The following is a 19,766-nucleotide window of genomic DNA, read 5'->3' as shown; positions in this document are numbered from 1 at the left end:
GGCCACCTACTTCTCCTAACCGACCCTTGACCCCCAACCGGTACCACACTCCTCCCCCGCGCGCTCCTCGCGCACTCCACGGCAGCTGTGCGGACCCCGCGGGTCCGCGGGAAATGGCCGACTAGCGGACGACCCCCGCGGCGGGGGTGGGCTCTTCATCGTGGGCGGGGCAGCCGGAATCGGTGCGCGGCATGATGATCCGTACCTCGGTGCCACGGCCCGGCCTCGACAGGATGTCCACCTGACCGCCGCGACGCTCGATCCGGCCGCGAATTGATTTGGCCAGGCCCCGGCGATCCTCCGGCACGGACGCGAGGTCGAAGCCGGAGCCGCGGTCACGCACGAAGACGCTCACCTGATGCGGCTCGACCTCGGCGAACAGATCGATCTCCGGGACGCCCGCGTGCTTCGCGGCATTGACCAGCGCTTCCCTGCTCGCGCCGAGCAGCGCGGTGAAGTGCTCCTTCGGCAGACCGGATCCGGAACCGTCGATGTCCATCGACACATCGCCGACGGTCACCGGCGCCACCTTCACGCCGTGCTGGTCCTCCACCTCGCCCGCGATGGTCCGCAGGGCCGCGGCCAAGCTCGACTGCGCGGGACCGGAATCCTCGAACAACCATTTCCGCAGTTCCCGCTCCTGGCTGCGGGCCAGCCGCAGCACCTCCTGCGGGTCGTCGGCCTGGCGCTGGATGAGCGCGAGCGTCTGGAGGACGGAATCGTGCAGATGCGAGGCGATCTCCTCGCGTTCCTCGTTGCGGATGCGGGCGGCGCGCTCGGCGTTCAGCGCGCGCATCATGCGCAGCCACAGCGGAACCGTCAGCAGTCCGGCGCCGACCAGCGTGACCGCCACCGCGAGCAGCGCCGAGCCGAGCGAACTGAGATCGATCCGCGCAAGCACCACCACCCCGAGGCCCGCCACGATCAGCGTCGCACCGGCGACGATCCGGGACCAGGTGATGACCGAGGGCCGTGCGGGCAGCCCGAGCAGCGAACGCGGCCCGTCCACGTCGTACTCCCGCCACACCAGCGCCGCGCCGACCGCCACCACGATGATCGGCGCGATCACCTTCGCCGCCGTCCCGCTGAACACCCATGACACCGCGACCGCGAGCCCGAGCCCGAGCATGGCCAGCCCGATCGCCTGCCGCCGCTCGGCACCGGAAGGTTTCGCCTGGTCCGACCCACCGGGCGTGAAGATCCACAGCAGCCCGTATGCGGCGATGCCCGCCCCGGCCAGCGCGCACAGCAGCACGAACGCCATCCGCACCTTGAACACGTCGACGCCCAGATGGTCGGCCAGACCGCCCGCCACGCCGCCGACGACCCGGCCACCCGAGCGGCGGAACATCCGCGCCTGCGGCGGCCCGGGGACCGGCGCGGGCGCGGAGCCCAGTCCGCGCGCAGCGTCGAACCCCCGAGTGTCGAACGCGGGAACAGACGGGTACATGTCTTCGATACTGCCCGACAACGCAGCTGCCAGCCATCCGGATTCACCCTGATCTCGAGCGGCGACACCCGCGCCGACCAGCGCAGAAGCGGCCGGATCAGCGAAACTCGGCATAGCTGAACAATTGCTCCATCAGTGGATCGGTCCAAAGTGTTCAGGCCGTTTTTCAGGGTTCCCCCCGATGCGCCGATTCCGCGGGTCGGCACACCATGGGAGACATGACGAAAACGAGCTTCGGCGACCAGGTCCAGCAGATATGGCAGACCCGGCCGGTCCGATTGCCGCGACAGGGGCCTATCGCGGGCGTCGCGGCGGGGTTCGCGCGGCGCTACGAGATCGATCCGGTGCTGGTTCGCGTCGCGTTCGTCGTCTCGACGATCTTCGGCGGCGCGGGCCTGGTGCTCTACCTGCTGGCCTGGCTGCTGCTGAGCGCGGCGGGCGACCCGGCGTCCGCGGCCGAATCGCTGGTCGGCAAGGGCCACAGCTCGCAGTCGCAGACCAAGACCATCGTGCTGATCGTGGCGCTGGCCATCGCGGTCAGCACGATGGGCCCGGTCGGTGTCGGTCTCGGCGGATCCGGCCTGATCAGCCTCGCGCTGATGCTGGCCGGGTGGTGGATGCTGCATCTGCGCACACCCAACCCGCCACCGGGAACCACCGAGGCGTTCGGCGGATTCGCCCCGGACGGCGGGATCACCGCCACCGGCTACCCTGGCGCGGTCTTCCCGCAGGGGGCGACCCGGACCGTCGGTGACCTGTACGTGCCGCCGACCTCGGTGTACACGCCGTACACCAAGCTGCCGGAGACATACGTCCCCGAGACGCCCGTGCCCGCCGCGAATGGCGATGCGGCAACGGTCCCGCTGCACAAGCCCGCCACCGAGGAGCAAGCCGCCGACCCCGCGACCGTGGTGCTGGACAAGCCGGCGGCGCCGCCCACCGGAGGGGCCACCGATGCCGGACCGGGGTCGTCCACGGGCGAGCGAACCGAATCGGACGCGGCCGTCGGCGACCGAGCCGAATCGGATCCGGCTGCCATCGGCCATGTCGGTCCTATGCCCTCGGTCGGCGACAAGACCGAGCTTCCGACGCCCCGCCCCGCCGCCGCTCACCCCGCGATCATCGGCGGCCCGACCCCACCCTCCTGGGACCCGCTCGGCGTCGCCCCACTCGCCTGGGACCTCCCCGACCCCGCCCCGGGCCGCACGGTCGTCGCTCCGCCGCAGAAGCGTCCGCGCTCGCGCCTGACGCCGGTGGTGCTCGGCCTGGCCATCCTGGCGGCGGCGGGCGCGGGTGCGGCGGCCGCCTCGGGCGTGGAATGGATGACGCCCGGCCGGATCGCCGCCGCGGCGCTGGCCGTGATCGGTCTGGGCCTGGTGCTCGGCGCGTTCCTACGACGCGGTTACGGGTTGCTCGTGCTCACCGCGCCGCTCGCGGGATTCGTGCTGCTCGCCTCCGCCGTCGGTCCGGTCGAGTTCGATCAGGCCGCGATGGGCAACCACACCTGGGCGCCCGCATCCGTCGCGGAACTGGCCTCGAACTACCAGGTGACCATGGGCTCGGGCACGCTTGATCTGCGGTCGGTGAAACTGACCGAGAACCGCACCGTGGACGTCGACGTGCGGATGGGCGAAGCCCGCGTCCTGCTTCCGGCGGACATGACCGTCCGCACCCACTGCGCAGCGACCATGGCCGAGGCCCTCTGCACCGACGGCATCAGCGGTCCGAATACTCTCGGCGCGCCGGTGCTCGAACTGAACGTCGACGTCCGCGCCGGAAACGTGGAGGTGCGACGTGGCTGAGACCGAGCGCGAAAAGACGACCGATTCCCGCCGCGGCCCCGCCGCCTCGCTGCTCATCGCGGGTTTGCTGTCCATCGCGATCAGCGTGTGGGCATTCGTCGGCCCGGCGTCCTGGCCCGCGGCCAGCATGATCCCGATCGGCTGGATCGTCGTGATCGCCGCGATCGTCATCGGCATCCTGCTGGTGATCTCTCCCCGCAAATGACCGCGCGGCCCGTCCAACCGGACGGGCCGTGCCCCGTTCATCCCCAGCGATCATCCGGGCCGGACCCCCTCGTTGTCGCACGACAGGAGAATCGAATGAACCCCGACGAACCCACCGATCCGGCGCGTCCCACCGCGCGGACCACACCGCCGGATCCCCGCCCAGGCAGCGCCAACGGTGCGCTGCTGGGGCACCTGATTCTGCACAGCGCCTTCCACCGCCCCCGCTGACCTCCTCGGTGCCGGCGAGCGGCTACCGCCGGGTGGACAGCCCGGAGATCACTCCCACTCGATGGTGCCCGGCGGCTTGCTGGTCACGTCCAGGACCACGCGGTTGACCTCCGGCACCTCGTTGGTGATCCGGGTGGAGATGCGTTCGAGCACCTCGTAGGGCAGCCGGGTCCAGTCGGCGGTCATGGCGTCCTCGCTGGAGACGGGGCGCAGCACGATCGGGTGACCGTAGGTGCGGCCGTCACCCTGGACGCCGACGCTGCGGACATCCGCGAGCAGCACGACCGGGCACTGCCAGATCTGTCCGTCCAGACCGGCCGCGGTCAATTCCTCGCGGGCGATGGCATCGGCCTGGCGCAGCGTCTCCAGCCGATCCGCGGTGACCTCACCGACGATCCGGATGGCGAGACCGGGCCCGGGGAAGGGTTGACGGGCCACGATTTCCTCCGGCAGCCCGAGTTCGCGGCCGACCGCGCGCACCTCGTCCTTGAACAGCAACCGCAGCGGTTCGACGAGTTCGAACTCCAGGTCGTCGGGCAGGCCGCCGACATTGTGATGGCTTTTGATGTTCGCGGTGCCGGTGCCGCCGCCGGACTCCACGACGTCCGGGTAGAGCGTGCCCTGCACCAGGAACTCGACCTTCGGCGTCGCGCCGTCGGCCTCGCCCTGCTCGAGCACCGCCTCGCCCACCGCGTCCTCGAAGGACCGGATGAACTCCCGGCCGATGGTCTTGCGCTTCTCCTCGGGATCGGTCACGCCCTTCAACTCGCCGAGGAATTTGTCGACCGCGTCGACGGTCACCAGCTTGGCGCCGGTCGCGGCGACGAAATCCTGCTGCACCTGCTCGCGCTCCCCCGCGCGCAACAGACCGTGGTCGACGAACACGCAGGTCAGCCGGTCGCCGATGGCGCGCTGCACCAGGGCGGCGGCGACGGCGCTGTCCACCCCGCCGGACAACCCGCAGATCGCGTGCCGGTCACCGATCTGCTCGCGCACCGAGGCGACCAGCGAGTCGGCGATGTTCGCCGGAGTCCAGGTGGAGGGGATGCCGGCGAGCTCGTGCAGGAACCGGCTCAGTACCTGCTGGCCGTGCGGCGAATGCAGCACCTCCGGGTGGTACTGCACACCGGCCAGGCGGCGCGCGCGGTCCTCGAACGCGGCGACCGGAGCGCCCGCGGTGGTGCCGGTGACCTCGAAGCCCTCCGGCGCATCGGTGACCGCGTCGCCGTGGCTCATCCACACCGGCTGAATGGTGGGCAGGCCGCCGTGCAGCAAACCGCCATCGATGTTGAGTTCGGTGCGTCCGTATTCGCGAGTGCCGGTGTGCGCGACCGTGCCACCGAGTGCCTGGGCCATCGCCTGGAAGCCGTAGCAGATGCCGAAGACCGGCAGCCCCAGCTCGAACAACCGCGGGTCCAGCTGCGGCGCGCCCTCGGCGTACACGCTGGCCGGGCCGCCGGAGAGGATCACCGCGAGCGGCTGCTTGTCGGCGATCTCCTCCACCGTCGCGGTATGCGGAACCACCTCCGAGAACACGCTCGACTCGCGAACCCGCCGCGCGATCAGCTGGGCGTACTGTGCTCCGAAGTCGACGACGAGGACCGGTCTCTGGGTTTGTGCCACCCACCCAGTTTAGTGAGCGGCGAAACGAGCGAATCATCGGCACAGTGCCCTCGCGCGGGAGGCGAGCCGACCGCCCGAATCGTCACCCGTGGCCGGGCCGGCTGGTTATCCTTCTGCTCGTGCCCTTCGCCCGCGCGATCGATGCCGACATCCATTACGAGGACAGCGGCGGGGACGGCCCGGTGGTACTGCTGGCGCACGAGTTCTTCATGGACCGCACCATGTTCGCCGCCCAAATGGCCGCGCTCGCACCGGAGTTCCGGATCGTCTCCTGGGATGCCCGCGGCCACGGCCGCACCAGGGACGAGGGCCTACCCTTCACCTACTGGACCGCGGCCCGCGACGCGCTGACCATCCTCGATCATCTCGGCGCCGAACAGGCCGTCATCGGCGGCACCGCCCAGGGCGGCTTCACCGCGCTGCGCACCGCCTTGATCGCGCCGGAACGCGTCTCCGCGCTGATCCTGATCAGCACCGAAGCGCACGGCCCCACCCCGCAGCAGTCCACCGCCACCCAGAAATTCCTCGAAGAGTGGTACGACGACGGCTCCCGCGAACGGGCCGTGCACCAGCTGGCTTCCTGGCTGATCGGCGACGACGAGTGGTACCGCCAGATCTGGACCCAGCGCTGGCTGGTGCGCGACCGTCGCGGCATCGAGGTCGCGGCCGGCTGCCTGCTCAGCCGGGATTCGGTGCTGGATCGCCTGCGCGAAATCGCTTGTCCCGCTCTGGTGATCCACCCCACCCACAGCGGTATGGACCGCGAACGCGCCCAGGAACTGGCCCACGGTCTGTCCGGCGCCACGTTCATCGAGATCGCGGACGCCCGGCTGGCGGTGACGATGACCCACCCCGAGCCGGTGAACCACGCGATCCAGCAATTCCTGCGCGCACGAACGAAACCCACGCGAGTGCGGTGAACCCCGCCCACACAGGAGCATCTCACGAGAGCAGTGCGCAAACGGCACGGCGACCAACCCTGGCCGACTTCCCGGCCCCTCCGTGATCACCGGAGAAGCGAGTCTTACGAGCGCCGTTCGCGGCCCGGTTCGTGTTCCAGCGGTCGAAGCGCATGCGCCGAAGGCGCGAGTCTCGATCGCTGGAACGCGAGCCATCGAGGGGCCGCGAACACGCAGCGCCGCAGGCGCTGCACATCGAACAGAGCTCAGGCGCGCACGCTGAGGCCGACCCGCTGGAATTCCTTCAGATCCGAGTAACCGGCCTTGGCCATCGAACGACGCAGTCCGCCAACGAGGTTCAGCGATCCGAACGGATCGTCGGACGGCCCGAACAGCACCCGCTCCAGGCTCGGGCGCACCGTGTCACCGACCGGCTCGCCACCGAGATCCCACGGATCGTCGACGTGCAGCAGCGACCCGCGCGGAACCGAAGGGTGCGCGGCCGCCGACGGCCAGTACCAGCCGCGGCCCGGCGCCTCCGCCGCCACGGCGAGCGGAACTCCGAGCATGGCGGCGTCCGCGCCGCACGCGATCGCCTTGGCCAGCTGCCCCGAGGTGGCGACGTCGCCGTCCGCGATGACGTGCACGTAGCGGCCGCCGGTCTCGTCCAGGTAGTCGCGGCGCGCGGCGGCGGCATCCGCGATCGCGGTGGCCATCGGCACGCCGATGCCCAGCACCTCGCCGGTGGTCGTCGCCCCGGGGTAGGAGCCGTAGCCGACGATGACACCCGCCGCCCCGGTGCGCATCAGGTGCAGCGCGGTGCGGTGATCGCTCACGCCGCCCGCGACCACGGGCACGTCCAACTCGGCGATGAAGGTCTTCAGATTCAACGGCTCACCGTCGCCGACATGCTCGGCGGAGATGATCGTGCCGTGCACCACGAGCAGGTCGATGCCCGCCTGCAGCAGCGCCGGGGTGAGCGTGCGCGCGTTCTGCGGGCTCACCCGCACCGCCACGGTGACACCGGCGGCGCGGACCTGCGCGACCGCGGCGGCGAGCAGGTCCGGCTGCATCGGCGCGGCGTGCAGTTCCTGCAGCAACGCCACGGCGCGCTCGTAGCCGCCCTTGCCGACCAGCTCGAGCAGCTGGTCGACCTTCGCACCGACATCGGCGTGCCGCGCCCACAGACCCTCGCCGTTGATCACGCCGAGCCCGCCGAGGCGGCCGAGCTCGATGGCGAACTCCGGCGATACCAGCGCGTCGGTGGGATGCGCGAGAAACGGGATCTCGAAACGGTAGGCGTCCAGCTGCCAGGACAGCGACACCTGCTTCGACGAGCGGGTCCGGCGCGAGGGGACGATGTCGACGTCGTCCAGCTCATAGGTACGCCGGGCGGTCCGGCCCATGCCGATCTCCACCATGTCGCGCACGCGAAATCTCCTTGTCTAATTTGCAGCGCCTGCGGCGCTGCGTGTTCGCGGACCCCTCATGGCTCGCGTCCGAGCGGGCGAGACTCGCGACTTCGTCGCATGCGCTTCGCCCACTCGGGCACGAGCCGGCCCGCGAACGGCGCTCGTAAGACTCGCGCCTCCAGTGGTCATTTGCGGGGGCAGGCGGGCAGCATGAAACGCACCGCCGGCCACCGCCCAGCCTGCTCACCGCCACAGCCGGTCAGCCGGCTCTTATCATGCACGGACCGGTTGGTCCTGTACATGAACCTAGTGGGCTAACCGCGTCCCGTGTAGTTAGGGGCCTCGACGGTCATGGTGATGTCGTGCGGATGGCTCTCCTTGAGGCCCGCCGCGGTGATCTGCACGAACTGGGCCTCCTGCAGATGCGCGATCGACTGGGAGCCGGTGTAGCCCATGGCAGCGCGCAAGCCGCCGACCAGCTGATGGATCACCTGGTTGACCGGGCCGCGGAACGGCACCCTGCCCTCGATGCCCTCGGGGACCAGCTTGTCCTCGGCCAGTACGTCGTCCTGGAAGTAGCGGTCCTTGGAGAACGACTTGGCCTGGCCGCGACCCTGCATGGCGCCCAGCGAGCCCATGCCGCGGTAGCTCTTGAACTGCTTGCCACCGACCAGGATCAACTCGCCCGGCGACTCGGCGGTTCCCGCGAGCAGCGAGCCGAGCATCACGGTGGACGCGCCGGCGGCGATGGCCTTGGCGATGTCGCCGGAGAACTGGATGCCGCCGTCTGCGATCACCGGGACGCCCGCGGGCTTGCACGCGGCGACCGCCTCCAGGATCGCGGTGATCTGCGGCGCGCCGACGCCCGCGACGACGCGGGTGGTGCAGATGGAGCCGGGGCCGACGCCCACCTTGACCGCGTCCGCACCCGCTTCGACCAGGGCCGCCGCGCCCGCACGGGTGGCCACGTTGCCGCCGACCACCTGAATGCGATCGCCGACCTCGGTCTTGACCTTGGTCACCATCTGCAGCACCTGCGCCTGGTGACCGTGCGCGGTGTCCACCACCAGCACGTCGACGCCCGCGTCGGCCAGCGTCATGGCACGCGACCACGCGTCCTCACCGACACCGACCGCGGCGCCGACCAACAGGCGGCCGTCACGGTCCTTGGTGGCGTCGGGGTACTGATCGGTCTTGACGAAGTCCTTGACGGTGATCAGGCCGCGCAGGCGTCCGTTGCCGTCGACGATCGGCAGCTTCTCCACCTTGTGCCTGCGCAGCAGCCCCAGCGCGGCCTCGGCGGTCACGCCCTCCTGCGCGGTGATCAGCGGAGCCTTCGTCATCACGTCGGCGACGCGGCGGTTCTGGTCCACCTCGAACCGCATGTCGCGGTTGGTGATGATGCCCACAAGCGCACCGGTCTCGTCCACCACCGGAAGGCCGGAGATGCGGAACCTCGCGCACATGGCGTCGACCTCGGCGAGGGTGTCGTTCGGGCGGCAGGTCACCGGGTCGGTGACCATGCCCGCCTCCGACCTCTTGACCGTCTCCACCTGGGCGGCCTGGTCGGCTGCCGAGAGGTTGCGGTGCAACACGCCCATGCCGCCCGCGCGGGCCATGGCGATCGCCATCCGCGCCTCGGTCACCGTGTCCATGGCCGAACTGACCAGCGGGGTCCGCAAGCGGATCTCCCTGGTGAGCCTGCTGGAGGTCTCCACTGAACTGGGGATGAGATCCGAGGCGGCAGGCAGCAACAGCACATCATCGAATGTGAGGCCGAGCATGGCGATCTTGTTCGGATCGTCGCCACCCGTAGGAGGGCGGACTGCGAGTCGTTCGCCCGGTACGGGATTACTCATTCGGATCGACCCCTCCTGGACGTCGATAGCGACCGGCGCAGGCACAACCTGCGCCGTGACGGCTGATGGGATGGACGTGGTTCGGCGGCGGTGCGGTCGGGACCCGCCGTAGCCTGTGCTCCATGGTATCTGTCCGGTGAACTCGCCGACGAAGTGAGCCCACCACCGAAACTGGCGGGCCGCATCGCTGGCGCAGACCACCCTGTTCTGCGTACCGTGGGGATGTGCGTGACCATCTACCACCTGGCTTGCCGCCGGATCCGTTCGCCGGAGACCCCTCCGACCCGTCCGCCGCGCTCGACGCCATCGAGCCCGGCGAACCGCTGGATCCCCACGAGCGCCTTGCGGTCGAGGAGGATCTCGCCGACCTCGCGGTGTACGAGGCGCTGCTGGCCCACCGCGGCATCCGCGGTCTCGTGGTCAGCTGCGAAGACTGCAGGCAGGACCATTACCACGACTGGGACATGTTGCGCGCCAACTTGCTTCAGTTGCTGGTCGACGGCACGGTCCGCCCGCACGAGCCCGCCTACGACCCGACGCCGGAAGCGTACGTCACCTGGGACTACTGCCGGGGCTACGCGGACGCCTCGATGAACGAGGCTTTTCACGGCGACGGGTTCGACGGATTCGACGGCTGAGACCGCCCCCACCGATACGCGCGCGGGCCTCTCGAGGCTCGCGTACCTCGCCCTTGCCGATGTGATTCTCGACGCACACACTCACTTCGGCCAGCGGACATCGAGGCCCCGTCGCGGGCCGACACGCCGATGACTCATGGCCCGATGGGCCGCCCTACAGACCGGCGCCGCAAAGACAAAAAACCGACCGCCTGCCCGGCGATCGGTTCTTGCCTTGCGGTTACTTCGTCTATCAGCGACCGGGCGGCACGAACGACCCCGGGTTGGGGATGACGGGCACGCTGAAGGTCGGCGGCTGATTGTTGTTGCCGTTCGTACCGGTGTTGCCCTGTGTGGGAGCGGTGGGCGGCTGCTGCGGCTGCGGCGCCGACGGGTTACCGGTGTCCGCCGTGGGCCCACCCGTAGGCGGCGGCTTGACCTCCGTGACCGGCGGCTCCTGCGGAACCGTCGGTTCCACGGTCGCCGGCGGCTGGGTGGTCACCGGCGGCACCGTGGTCACCGGCGGCACCGTGGTCGGCGCGCCGCCGCCATTCGAAGTTCCGCCGCCGTTCGATGTCCCGCCCCCGTTCGGAGCGGTGGCATCGACCGTGGTCGAAGGCTTCGTCGAATCGCCCGGCTGCTGCTGCACGATCGTGGACGTCCCGCCGGTCGACTGGTTGGGCTTCGTGGTCGCGCTGGTGCCGGGGGTAGCGCGCGGATCGGTGGTCTTGGGCACCGTCGACTCGAGCTGGTCGGCCAGTTCCGGTTCCACCTTGCGCAGTTCCGCGAGCAACCGCTCCCACTGCGCCATCAGGTCGGCGCGCTTATCCGGATCGCTGACCTGCGCGGCGTTCTCCTTGGCCCGCTCCAAGCGCACCTTCGCCTCGGAGGGATTCTGCGTGACCAGCGTCGACGCCTCGTTCAGATCGTTGCCCGCACGCTGCACCACGGTGGTCTGGGCCTGTTCGCTGAACACGACCTCCTTGACCCGCCACAGCGGATCACCCGGCTCCGCGTTGTACGAGAACGCCGTCATGCCGCCGAAGACCAAGGCCAGCGCGGCCGCGGCACCCATGATCGGGCGCAGAAGCCTCAGTCGCCCGCCGGTGGGCGCCCCGATGCGAACCTGCCGCGCGCCGATCTCCTGGTTCACCGCGGCCACGATCGCATCCAGGTCCGGTTCGGCCGGCATCGCGGGTGCGATCAGTTCCGCTCGCCAATCCGCGAGCAACGTCGCGAGCTGATACTCCTCGGCGCTGTCGGTGTGCACCGGACCATCGCTGGCGATGGCGTCGATCAGAGCATCGTCGCGGCGTACCGCGGCGATGTCGACCGGGCCGGTGTCCCCGGACGCCTCGGCGTAGGGACCGCTGTTTCGCGATCCAAGCCGCGCCTTCCAGTCACCCCGACCGCGCTCGCCATCCCTAGCCATACATTTCACCTGCCCTCGCCACTTGTGACTTGAGTTTCGCGAGTGCCCTGTGTTGGGCCACCCGGATCGCACCCGCCGTACTGCCCACGGCGACTGCGGTTTCTTCCGCTGACAAACCCATGACCAAGCGCAGGATCAAGATCTCTCGGTGCTTCTCGGGAAGCGTCGCGAGCAAACGGTTCATCTGTCTGCTCGTCTCTGATTCGAGAGCTCGTTGTTCCGGTCCCTGGTCGGTGGATATGACATCTGGTACTTCGGCCATCGCCTCCGCCTTGTTACGGGCGGCATTGCGATGAGCGTCGGCGACCTTGTGCGAAGCGATCCCGTAAACAAAGGCCATGAAGGGCCTGCCCTGGTCTTGATACCTGGGCAAGGCTGTCATCACAGCCAGGCAAACCTCCTGCGCAACGTCGTCCGCGGAGAGCTGCCCACGCTCCGCGGCTCCGATCCGCGCGCGGCAGTAGCGCACCACCAGCGGGCGGATCATCTCCAGTACCTGAGCTAAAGCGGATCTGTCGCCCTGCGCAGCGGCAGCGACGGCGAGGTCCAACTCTTCGCCCGTGTGCGTCATCGTCAGAGATATTCCTGGCGTTACAAGTGGCACGGTCCGGTGACGACCAGTGCTTCCACCGAAGGGGCGGAACGGATCTAACAATAGCGACCCGATGGCCGGAACTTGGCAACACGGTGGACTCCGTGATCACCTAGCGGCCACCCAGCGGGCGCAACGCTCCGCCGGCACGGGCGATGACCGCGGCGCACTCGGCCGCCTCGGCCGCCGCATCCGGTGCGCCGGAACCGGCGCGGAGCATGGCACACGCCCAGCGCAACGGCAGCAGTCCGTGTTCGCGGCACTGCTCGGCGACGTCCTCGGCGGAAAAACCGGATCGTCCGCGCGCGTCGCGGGCCACGTCGGCCGCGGCGACCAGCAGGCGCGACTTGACCCGGTGCCGCACCGACGGGGATCGGTCGGCCAGCTCGAGCGCGGTCGCCGCGTGCGCCGCCGCCGTCTCGAAATCACCTGCTGCCAGGGCGGTTTCGGCGGACACCCAGCCCAGGCGGATCGCCGGACGCCAACCGGCACCGTACTGCCGTGCCGCCGACGCGCTGCGCCGCAGCAGCCGATCGGCCAGCGCGAGCCGCCCGGTCCCGAGCGCGTCGGCGGCGAGTCCGGTGAGCGCGTCACAGATCGCGTCGGCGCGGCTGGGACGGTAACCGCCCGTCTCCTCCGAAGAACCCCCGGAGCCGGCTTCCGCCCGCGCGCCGGTGGTGAGGATCAGCGCGGCGGCCCGCCCGTCGAACGCCGCCGCACGCTCGTGCCTGCCGAGTTGGCGCAGAAAAGAGCCCTCGGTACTTCCCGCCAGTGAGAGGAGGACGGGGTCGGTGCTGTGGTTGCATACCCTTCGCAATTCGGCACGCGCCGCGGCATAGCGCCCCTGGCCGCCGAGGACCACGGCGCGATACCACCCGCCGAGTGCGTCCGAGGCGGGCGGCAACTCGGCGGCAGCGCGCCCCGGATCGGCGCCGAAGGCGGCCTCGGCGAGGACCGCGACGTGAGGATCTCCGAGCGGAGCGGGCGCGAACACGGGCGCACTCTATCCTGTGCGGCACGCGGGCCGGGACGACGAAAGGTGAGCGACCACGGACAGGCCGGCACCCGGCATTTCCGCCGCCGAGCCGATGTTTCCATTAGGTAAATCTAGCCCCGGCAATCGCCGAGCGGCCGCGCCGGGAATTCATGCGCGTTTCGCGTAATTAACCTGTCCGCCCCGTTTCCGCCATCTTCGGATCCGCGGGTCCCGAACCCCCTCGGCCGCGGGAGCGGCGGCCGTCATGCGCGCACCATCCGCTCCGAAGTGGCCCCACACCGCAAAAAGCGGCTCTACCTGCGCAAATCTGATCGTACACGACACATGCAGGCACAACGGGCCTCCGGCCAACCGAACAGTATCGCCGGAACCAACGCGAAAAGTAAACAGTTCGGAGGTTAAATTTCACAGCGCGAGATTTGGAAAAGTGCTGCGCCGAACTATTGACGGAATTTCGCGGCTGGACCTAACGTAGCTCATCGCCACAGACGGCGCCGCGCGAAATTGCAGCGACCGCGAGGGGCGAGCCCGGGCACCTTCGCCGACACGGCGTCGTGGCCCACAACTGTTGCAGGACAACTGCTCGACAATGCTGACGAGCTCGCACCACGAGGAGTTCACCATGCCCATGCCGACCCACCTCCCGGGACCCAACGCCGATGTCTGGGATTGGCAGATGCGAGGATCGTGCCGCGGGCAGGATTCCGCGGTGTTCTTCCATCCCGATGGCGAGCGTGGCCGAGCCCGCACCGCGCGCGAGATGCGTGCCAAGGAGATCTGCCGCACCTGCCCGGTGCTCATGCAATGCCGCACCCACGCGCTGAAAGTCAGCGAGCCCTATGGCATCTGGGGCGGCATGTCGGAAACCGAGCGCGAGATGCACGCGCGGCGCAACCGCCGCCGCATGGCCGTCTGAATCAATCCTCTCCCATCCACGCGCCACCGGGCGTCGAATTCCTAGCAAATAACGGGCCACTGCAACATGCTCCGGTCGAGCCGCTCACGCGACACGGTGATCGGTTCAGCGCCGGAGGCCGGCGCGTGGGTTCCGATCGTCACCATCGATCGGCCGGCCGCCGAGCGAAGGCCGGGAACCGTGCCTCCGCCGGTTCCGGCACGGTGCGACAGTGCTCGGCGTGTCACGGCGTGTCTCCTTCCGAGATATCCGGCGTGTCGGCGCTTTTCGCAACGCGGCGCCCGTTCCGCGCCGGGCTTGTGGGCACCCCACCGGAAGGGAGGTCATAGCGGCACGCTACGGTAGTGACCGATGACACAGAATGGAGCGTTGTGACAACGCGGCCGCCAGCCGCAGAGGGCGACTCGTTCCGAAGAGAAGCCTTCCCACCCACGGTGGATTCTGCGGTTACGGCACGCGCAGCCGAAAGTATCGAGCTCGCCGCGCTTCTGCATCGATGCGGCCGAGCCGACCAGGAAGCATTCGCCGAACTGTACGACCGGACGTGCGCGCGCGTCTTCGGTCTGGTGTTGCGCGTTCTGCACGATCCTGGATACGCGGAGGAGACCACACAGGAGGTCTATCTGCAGATCTGGCGGATGGCATCGAGCTTCGACCCGGCGAAGGGTTCCGCGGTGACGTGGTTGATGACGCTCGCCCACCGGCGCGCCGTCGACCGGGTCCGCGCCGAACAGGCCCACACCCAGCGCGAGGTCGCCTACGGGATACGGGTGCTCGGCAACGAATTCGACGAGGTCACCGAAGAGGTCGAGCGCAGGCTCGACCAACAGGCCGTCCTGGCCGGTCTCGCCACACTCACCGAAACCCAGCGGGAAGCCATCTCGCTCGCCTACTACGGTGGGCGCACCTATGCGGAGGTAGCCACCTACCTCGACGTAGGGTTACCTACGGTTAAGTCCCGGATTCGGGACGGATTGACACGACTGAAGAAAAGTTTGGGGGTGACGTGAGATGAACGAACGCCAGATCGATCTCGCGCACACCGTCGCGCTCGGATCGATCGACGACGAAGACCATCAAGAGGTGCAGGAACTGTTCGACAGCGAGGACCCCGTGCTACGCGCGGAGTTCATCCGGGAAGTCAGAGACACCAAAGAAGCGCTCTCCGCTCTCGCCACCGCCACGGCGGCCGCTCCGCCGCCCGCGCTGCGTGCTCGCCTACTCGCGGCCATCGCCGCAGAACAGCCGCCGGTCGCCAGCTGAACCCGGCGTCGCGCCAGGCATTCCCGCTCCACGCGTACGGGCCCGACGGTCCGGACCATCCGCCGACCCTTCCGGTCCCGCGGCAGACAGCGTGTCGAGCTTCGGAACCTCCTCGGTATCACCGGTAGTCGCGTCCCGTGCCGCAAGAACCGGCAAGGCCCCCGAACCGCGCGGTTCGGGGGCCTTGCCGGTTGTCCTGCCCGACGGCCGGTTCAGTGCGAGTGGCCGTGGTGACCGTGCTCGTTCTGCTCCTCGGCGGGCTTGTCGACCACGGCGCTCTCGGTGGTGAGCACCATGCGCGCGACCGACGCCGCGTTCACGACGGCCGAACGGGTCACCTTCACCGGGTCGACGACGCCGTCGGTGAGCAGGTCGCCGTAGGTGAGCGTGGCGGCGTTGAAGCCCTCCTTGCCCTCGGCCACCTTGCTGACCACCACCGCGCCGTCCAGGCCCGCGTTGGTGGCGATCCAGTACAGCGGCGCCCGCAGCGCGGTGCGGACCACCTCGACGCCGACGGCTTCGTCACCGGACAGCGAGTCGCGCAGCTCGACGAGCTTGCTCGCGGCCTGCACCAGCGCGGTGCCGCCACCGGGCACGATGCCTTCCTCCACGGCGGCCTTGGCGGCGCTCACCGCGTCCTCGACGCGGTACTTGCGCTCCTTGAGCGCGGTCTCGGTGGCCGCACCGACCTTGATCACCGCGACGCCACCGGCCAGCTTGGCCAGCCGCTCCTCGAGCTTCTCGCGATCCCAGTCGGAATCGGTGGACTCGATCTCGCGGCGCAGCTGCGCGACACGCGCCTCCACGTCCGCCGCGGAACCGGCGCCGTCGATGATCGTGGTGTCGTCCTTGGTCACCACGACGCGACGCACCTTGCCGAGCACGTCCAGGCCCGCCTCGCGCAGCGTGATGCCCAGATCCGGGTTCACCACGGTGCCACCGGTGACCACCGCCAGGTCGTCGAGGAACGCCTTGCGGCGGTCGCCGAAGAACGGCGCCTTCACCGCGACGGCCTTGATCGTCTTGCGGATCGCGTTGACCACCAGGGTCGACAGCGCCTCGCCCTCCACGTCCTCGGCGATGATCAGGACGGGCTTGGCGCTCTCCGCGATCTTCTCCAGCAGCGGCAGGAAGTCCGGCAGCGAGCTGATCTTCTCGCGGTGCAGCAGGACGAACGCGTCCTCCAGGACGGCCTGCTGACTGTCGGGGTCGGTGATGAAATACGGCGACAGGTAGCCCTTGTCGAACTGCACGCCCTCGGTGACGACCAGTTCGGTCTGCAGCGTCGAGGACTCCTCGACGGTGACGACGCCGTCCTTGCCGACGGTGGTCAGCGCCTTGCCGACCATCTCGCCGATCTCCTCGTCGCGCGAGGACACCGTCGCGACCTGCGCGATGGCCTGCTCACCGGAGACCGGGGTGGCCAGCGCGAGCAGCGCCTCGGAGACCGCGTCGGCGGCCTTGGCGATGCCGGAGCCGATCGCGATCGGGTTCGCGCCCGCGGCAACGTTCTTCAGCCCGGCGCGAACCAGCGCCTGGGCCAGCACGGTGGCGGTGGTGGTGCCGTCGCCCGCGACATCGTTGGTCTTGGTGGCGACGCTCTTGACCAGCTGCGCGCCGAGGTTCTCGAACGGGTCCTCGAGCTCGATGTCGCGCGCGATGGTGACGCCGTCGTTGGTGACGGTCGGGCCGCCGAAGGACTTCGCGAGCACGACGTGCCGTCCGCGCGGGCCCAGGGTGACCTTGACCGCGTCGGCGAGCTTGTCGACACCGCGTTCCAGAGCCCGGCGAGCCTTCTCGTCGAACTCGATCTGCTTTGCCATGGGAATTCGCTCCTGTAGTGGATTGCGGCGCTCCGGAGCCCATCGCTCGCACCGCGTGTCCGATGAGCGGTGCTCCCGGGGCCCTCCGTGGTTACGCAGGCTGCCGCCTACGGGCCCGTCGCTCGCACCGCGTGTTTCAGTGCCGGGGTGTCGGCGCCGAACGCGTTCCGCCCCGGGTCACGAGAGACACCGGGGCGGAACGCATGCGTGCCCGATCGGCTACTTGGTGACGACGGCCAGCACGTCGCGCGCCGACAGGATGAGGTACTCCTCGCCCTGGTACTTGATCTCGGTGCCGCCGTACTTGCTGTAGATGACGGTGTCACCCTCCTGGACATCCAGCGGGATGCGCTTCTCGCCCTCGTCGTCCCACCGGCCGGGACCGACGGCGACAACGGTGCCCTCTTGCGGCTTTTCCTTCGCCGTGTCGGGGATGACCAGGCCGGAGGCCGTCGTCGTCTCGGCCTCGTTGGCCTGGACGAGGATCTTGTCCTCGAGCGGCTTGATGTTCACGCTCGCCACGTTGAGCCCTCCACTTTCAGGGGATTCGGTCGTCCGGAACCGTTGTTCCGGACGCGTCGGTTGGTCACGATGCTGACCCTGCGCATAGCCCCGTCGTCGCGGGTGCCGGGACCCCTGCCCAGTGGTCAAGCTGCTGGCACAAGCACTACACACAGTGCCGACTAGCACTCTATACATGAGAGTGCCAGCGCTCAAGGCTGAGCGGTGCCAACTTTGCCGCGGCACGCCCGAGAAGCTGCGGGCTTGGCGATAAGTTCGGGGAAACAGTAACGTTCGGATAACGGATTGTGACACTATTGACGACGGCTGCGGTCCGGCCGCCGGTTCGTCGCCGAACAGGCGGCGGATCGGCGACCCAGGGGTACCACAGCGTCGCCGAGACTCGCAGCGCCGCAGCACGATCGTTGCACCACCAGCTTCACCAGAGAGCAAGACACACGTGATCCATGGCCGGTCCCCGCGACCCACCCGGACGAGGGGCCGGTTCGTTTCCCGGTCCGGGTCGCGCGTCATCCATACGGCGGTCCGGCAGTTGATTCGAGATGGTCGGCGACACCATGACCATCCGCTCGAAGGGAGGTGAACATGCGAACATCCCTCGGCATCTCGGCCGGGGCCGAGGTCGTGTGCTCGGCGTTGGTCTCCACCGCGCCGAACGGCATGCAGAGCTTCGATTACCGCGTCGTCTCCGCCGACGCGGCCCATTCCGATCTCGGCGACCTGGTGGCGTCCTCGATCGAGTTGATGACCACGCAGCTGCCGACCACGCAGCCGCCGCGCGAGATCATCCGTCCGGTCGGCCGGTTCGCGGGTGGTCCACGCGATTTCGAGCCGATGACCGGTCAGCCGCCCACCAGCGTCGCGGTCGCCTACCGCACCAAGGAGCAGGCGCAGATCATCCGCTCGGCCACCGGCAAACAGCGTGAGCTGCGGCTGATCCCGGAGGGCACCGCCGCGCTGACGTACCTGCGGCACACCGGCCTGCTGGACCGTTACGACACCGTCGCCATCATCGATCTCGGCGCCTCGGGGCTCAGCGTCACCGTCGCCGACCGGGCCGAGGGCTCCCTGCTCCGTTCCGATCGCACCGCGACCGTCAGCGGCAAGGCGATCGATGACCTGATCTACCAGCATCTGGTGGACATGCACTTCGCCAGGCGCGGTACCCGCCCGAACCGCGGCATGCTCACCAACCGGGGCCGCGCGGCGAAGGAGCACCTGTCCATCGCGCCCGCGGTCACCATCGACCACGTCGCCGGGCGTCCGCTGAAGCTGACCAGGGCCGACTTCGAAGAGTTGATCGCCGACCTGCTGCGCGATCTCACCCGCTTCGTCACGACGGCGTTCGCCCGGTCGCCCCGGCAACCGCAGGCGGTCGCGGTCATCGGCGGCGGTGCCAACATCCCCGCCGTGCTCGACACCCTCACCGCCGCGCTGGAGGTCCCGGTGTTCACCGTGCCGGACCCGGAGGCGGTGACCGCGAAAGGCGCGGCCCTGGTCGCCGATTCGGTGCAGCCCTCGGTGTTCCCGGTCGGCGCGCTGGGCGGCGACGCGCCCGCGGGCACGGTCACCAAGGTGTTCGGCACCCTGGCCGGTGCGATCGTGGTCGTCGGGCTGATCGTCGGGTACGGGGTCAAGACGTTCTCCCCCACCGCGGACGACGAGGTCTCTCCCGCGGGGACCACGAGCAGCGCTTCCCAGCTGCCGAACCCGACATCCACACCGCTCCCGACCGCGGCGGCCGGTACGCACGACCGCACGCCGGACAGCACCGGCGTCGGGCCGACCACCACGGAACACGGGCCGCAGAGCAGTACCGGCGGTTCGACGGCCACGCAGGTGATTCCGCCCACGCAGCCCACGCTGCGCCCGGATCCGAACCTTCCGCCGATCCCGTTCCCCGAACTGCTCGGTCCGCTGTTCGGCAATCCGCATGCCGCGCCGGGCAGTTCGCCGCAGTCGAGCCGGACCTTCGGGCCCGTGGCGCCCAGCGCGACGACGCCCGGCACGAGTCCGGCCCAGGCGCCCGCGTGGTCGAGCCTGCCGTTGCCGCCCCGGGGTCATTCGGGGTCCTCGTCCGATCCGGGACTCCTGGCGCCGAACTGATCTCCACAGTCGTGCGCC

General features: G+C 69.4%; 18 protein-coding genes. 9 read left to right on the top strand and 9 right to left on the bottom strand.

Features of this window, described 5'->3' with window-relative positions; genetic code table 11:
- Window positions 1-121 precede the first annotated feature (121 nt).
- Window positions 122-1,450: a PspC domain-containing protein gene (locus ON29_RS05120; protein WP_083863254.1), complete on the bottom strand. Its 1,329-nt coding sequence runs from the start codon at window positions 1,448-1,450 to the stop codon at window positions 122-124.
- A 209-nt stretch (window positions 1,451-1,659) separates the two neighbouring features.
- Between ON29_RS05120 and ON29_RS05115 the strand changes: the two genes are divergently transcribed.
- The 3 genes from ON29_RS05115 (at window position 1,660) to ON29_RS37440 (ending at window position 3,687) form a co-directional block, all read left to right on the top strand.
- Entirely contained in the window at window positions 1,660-3,252 is a 1,593-nt protein-coding gene (locus tag ON29_RS05115) for a PspC domain-containing protein (protein WP_040864976.1), read from the top strand.
- Window positions 3,245-3,457, top strand: a complete 213-nt coding sequence (locus ON29_RS05110; protein ID WP_040864975.1) for a hypothetical protein — start codon at window positions 3,245-3,247, stop codon at window positions 3,455-3,457. Before ON29_RS05115 ends, ON29_RS05110 begins: the two co-directional genes overlap by 8 nt.
- A 95-nt stretch (window positions 3,458-3,552) precedes the next feature.
- Window positions 3,553-3,687 carry a hypothetical protein gene (locus ON29_RS37440; protein ID WP_281032503.1) on the top strand — a complete coding sequence of 45 codons (135 nt, stop codon included), beginning with the start codon at window positions 3,553-3,555 and terminating at the stop codon, window positions 3,685-3,687.
- A gap of 48 nt (window positions 3,688-3,735) precedes the next feature.
- Here the strand turns inward: ON29_RS37440 and guaA are convergent, their stop codons facing one another.
- The gene (guaA, locus tag ON29_RS05105) at window positions 3,736-5,310 is read right to left on the bottom strand and encodes a glutamine-hydrolyzing GMP synthase (RefSeq protein ID WP_040864974.1); all 1,575 of its coding nucleotides are present in this window, start codon (window positions 5,308-5,310) and stop codon (window positions 3,736-3,738) included.
- A 119-nt stretch (window positions 5,311-5,429) separates the two neighbouring features.
- Here guaA and ON29_RS05100 point away from each other — a divergent pair, with 119 nt between their 5' ends.
- Entirely contained in the window at window positions 5,430-6,230 is an 801-nt protein-coding gene (locus ON29_RS05100; RefSeq protein ID WP_040864973.1) for an alpha/beta fold hydrolase, read from the top strand.
- A gap of 245 nt (window positions 6,231-6,475) precedes the next feature.
- On the opposite strand, the gene ON29_RS05095 is transcribed toward ON29_RS05100, so the two are convergent.
- Complete coding sequence (locus ON29_RS05095) at window positions 6,476-7,639, bottom strand: GuaB3 family IMP dehydrogenase-related protein (protein ID WP_040864972.1); 1,164 nt, start codon at window positions 7,637-7,639, stop codon at window positions 6,476-6,478.
- A gap of 296 nt (window positions 7,640-7,935) precedes the next feature.
- Entirely contained in the window at window positions 7,936-9,480 is a 1,545-nt protein-coding gene (guaB, locus tag ON29_RS05090; RefSeq protein WP_281032502.1) for an IMP dehydrogenase, read from the bottom strand.
- 224 nt (window positions 9,481-9,704) lie between these two features.
- On the opposite strand from guaB, the gene ON29_RS05085 reads away from it, so the two are divergent.
- Window positions 9,705-10,118 (top strand): DUF5319 domain-containing protein, encoded by a 414-nt coding sequence (locus ON29_RS05085; protein ID WP_039795739.1) that lies wholly within the window; start codon window positions 9,705-9,707, stop codon window positions 10,116-10,118.
- Window positions 10,119-10,350: 232 nt separating this feature from the next.
- Here the strand turns inward: ON29_RS05085 and ON29_RS05080 are convergent, their stop codons facing one another.
- The 3 genes from ON29_RS05080 to ON29_RS05070 all read right to left on the bottom strand — a co-directional run bounded on the left by ON29_RS05080 (window position 10,351) and on the right by ON29_RS05070 (window position 13,115).
- On the bottom strand, window positions 10,351-11,529 hold the full coding sequence (locus ON29_RS05080; RefSeq protein WP_063825241.1) for an anti-sigma-D factor RsdA: 1,179 nt from the start codon (window positions 11,527-11,529) through the stop codon (window positions 10,351-10,353).
- Window positions 11,522-12,100, bottom strand: coding sequence for a sigma-70 family RNA polymerase sigma factor (locus ON29_RS05075; protein WP_040864971.1), 579 nt, complete (start codon window positions 12,098-12,100; stop codon window positions 11,522-11,524). Before ON29_RS05075 ends, ON29_RS05080 begins: the two co-directional genes overlap by 8 nt.
- A gap of 133 nt (window positions 12,101-12,233) precedes the next feature.
- Window positions 12,234-13,115 (bottom strand): hypothetical protein, encoded by an 882-nt coding sequence (locus ON29_RS05070; RefSeq protein ID WP_040864970.1) that lies wholly within the window; start codon window positions 13,113-13,115, stop codon window positions 12,234-12,236.
- 625 nt (window positions 13,116-13,740) lie between these two features.
- Between ON29_RS05070 and ON29_RS05065 the strand changes: the two genes are divergently transcribed.
- The 3 genes from ON29_RS05065 (at window position 13,741) to ON29_RS05055 (ending at window position 15,297) form a co-directional block, all read left to right on the top strand.
- The gene (locus ON29_RS05065; protein WP_040865039.1) at window positions 13,741-14,034 is read left to right on the top strand and encodes a WhiB family transcriptional regulator; all 294 of its coding nucleotides are present in this window, start codon (window positions 13,741-13,743) and stop codon (window positions 14,032-14,034) included.
- Window positions 14,035-14,468: 434 nt separating this feature from the next.
- A complete protein-coding gene (locus ON29_RS05060) occupies window positions 14,469-15,044 on the top strand; it encodes a sigma-70 family RNA polymerase sigma factor (RefSeq protein ID WP_040864969.1) in 576 nt (191 codons plus the stop codon).
- Between the two features lies 1 nt (window position 15,045).
- Window positions 15,046-15,297, top strand: coding sequence for an RskA family anti-sigma factor (locus tag ON29_RS05055; RefSeq protein ID WP_040864968.1), 252 nt, complete (start codon window positions 15,046-15,048; stop codon window positions 15,295-15,297).
- Window positions 15,298-15,509: 212 nt separating this feature from the next.
- Here the strand turns inward: ON29_RS05055 and groL are convergent, their stop codons facing one another.
- Together groL and groES are read right to left on the bottom strand one after the other, a co-directional pair.
- Window positions 15,510-17,120, bottom strand: coding sequence for a chaperonin GroEL (groL, locus tag ON29_RS05050; protein ID WP_040864967.1), 1,611 nt, complete (start codon window positions 17,118-17,120; stop codon window positions 15,510-15,512).
- A 219-nt stretch (window positions 17,121-17,339) separates the two neighbouring features.
- Window positions 17,340-17,642, bottom strand: a complete 303-nt coding sequence (gene groES / locus ON29_RS05045) for a co-chaperone GroES (RefSeq protein WP_028479292.1) — start codon at window positions 17,640-17,642, stop codon at window positions 17,340-17,342.
- A gap of 585 nt (window positions 17,643-18,227) precedes the next feature.
- Here groES and ON29_RS05040 point away from each other — a divergent pair.
- On the top strand, window positions 18,228-19,748 hold the full coding sequence (locus ON29_RS05040; RefSeq protein ID WP_040864966.1) for a DUF7159 family protein: 1,521 nt from the start codon (window positions 18,228-18,230) through the stop codon (window positions 19,746-19,748).
- The last annotated feature ends 18 nt before the right edge of the window (window positions 19,749-19,766 follow it).

The sequence above is a fragment of the Nocardia exalbida NBRC 100660 genome (genome assembly GCF_000308575.1).
GTDB classification, from domain to species: domain Bacteria; phylum Actinomycetota; class Actinomycetes; order Mycobacteriales; family Mycobacteriaceae; genus Nocardia; species Nocardia exalbida.
The sequence above is the reverse complement of the archived record's forward strand: the minus strand, read 5'-3'. Positions and strand labels throughout refer to the sequence as shown.

What these genes read in the sequence shown, in the direction of transcription:
- ON29_RS05120 (WP_083863254.1), bottom strand. Translation starts at nt 1,450, where the DNA reads ATGTACCCGTCTGTTCCCGCGTTCGACACTCGGGGGTTCGACGCTGCG.
- ON29_RS05115 (WP_040864976.1), top strand. Translation starts at nt 1,660, where the DNA reads ATGGGAGACATGACGAAAACGAGCTTCGGCGACCAGGTCCAGCAGATA.
- ON29_RS37440 (WP_281032503.1), top strand. Translation starts at nt 3,553, where the DNA reads ATGAACCCCGACGAACCCACCGATCCGGCGCGTCCCACCGCGCGGACC.
- guaB (WP_281032502.1), bottom strand. Translation starts at nt 9,480, where the DNA reads ATGAGTAATCCCGTACCGGGCGAACGACTCGCAGTCCGCCCTCCTACG.
- ON29_RS05080 (WP_063825241.1), bottom strand. Translation starts at nt 11,529, where the DNA reads ATGGCTAGGGATGGCGAGCGCGGTCGGGGTGACTGGAAGGCGCGGCTT.
- ON29_RS05075 (WP_040864971.1), bottom strand. Translation starts at nt 12,100, where the DNA reads ATGACGCACACGGGCGAAGAGTTGGACCTCGCCGTCGCTGCCGCTGCG.
- ON29_RS05065 (WP_040865039.1), top strand. Translation starts at nt 13,741, where the DNA reads ATGCCCATGCCGACCCACCTCCCGGGACCCAACGCCGATGTCTGGGAT.
- ON29_RS05055 (WP_040864968.1), top strand. Translation starts at nt 15,046, where the DNA reads ATGAACGAACGCCAGATCGATCTCGCGCACACCGTCGCGCTCGGATCG.
- groL (WP_040864967.1), bottom strand. Translation starts at nt 17,120, where the DNA reads ATGGCAAAGCAGATCGAGTTCGACGAGAAGGCTCGCCGGGCTCTGGAA.
- ON29_RS05040 (WP_040864966.1), top strand. Translation starts at nt 18,228, where the DNA reads ATGCGAACATCCCTCGGCATCTCGGCCGGGGCCGAGGTCGTGTGCTCG.